The sequence below is a fragment of the Bacillus sp. 05T22 genome, from assembly GCF_056396765.1.
In genome coordinates this window covers 1-778 of record NZ_JBFTMC010000261.1, presented here as the reverse complement: position 1 = coordinate 778, position 778 = coordinate 1, and the positions used below count along the sequence as shown (strand labels likewise).

Here is a 778-nt window from a genome sequence, read left to right as displayed (position 1 = left end):
GTATGAACCTAACTTCATTTTGGGCAGACTTCACCTGTGGGTGAAGTTGTCCTTTTTTCATCATATGCATGGTTTCAACGCCACTCAATATAGAAGTGGCTGTTTCATATGACTTGAATCCTAACATAGAACGCACACGTTTCTTAATGAAACGGTGATCCTGTTCCACTATATTATTGAGATATTTAACTTGCCTTATTTGTATGCCWTCAGGCATACGTTTCTCTTCTTTTAATTCTTGAATTGCTACAGGATAGGCTGGGTTCTTGTCTACTGTTATAACGCGAGGTTTACAAATATGAGAAGCAGCCAAGGCTTTCTTGAAAAAGCGCTTGGCTGCTTGTTTATCTCTTGATTCACTGAGATAAAAATCAATGGTATTTCCTTCTGAATCGACTGCGCGATATAAATACATCCATTGACCTTTTACTTTCACATACGTTTCATCGACTCTCCAGGAATCATTTGTTGTCTTAAGATGACGTCKTACTCTTTCATCTAATTCAGGTCCATATTGATGCACCCAACGCATAATGGTGGTGTGAGCAATAGACAAACCTCGTTCCTCCATCATTTCCACCAAATCACGAAAACTTAGGTTGTACCGTAGGTACCATCTTACYGTTAATAAGATAATATCAGGTTGATAGTGCTTCCATTTGAACGAATTTTCCTTTTTCATACCGATCACACACCTTTTTTAGAGTAATAGTATCAGTATGTCCAAGATTTAGAGATTATTTGCAATTTCCCTGAAGTTTTTGCACCAGAACCAACC

Annotated in this window: 1 protein-coding gene; it reads right to left on the bottom strand. The window is 38.1% G+C overall.

Translation table 11 applies throughout. The features are described 5' to 3' along the window. On the bottom strand, positions 1-682 hold a 682-nt coding region (locus tag AC1DIT_RS28245), incomplete at its 3' end, for an IS6 family transposase (protein ID WP_476998615.1). Positions 683-778: the final 96 nt, after the last annotated feature.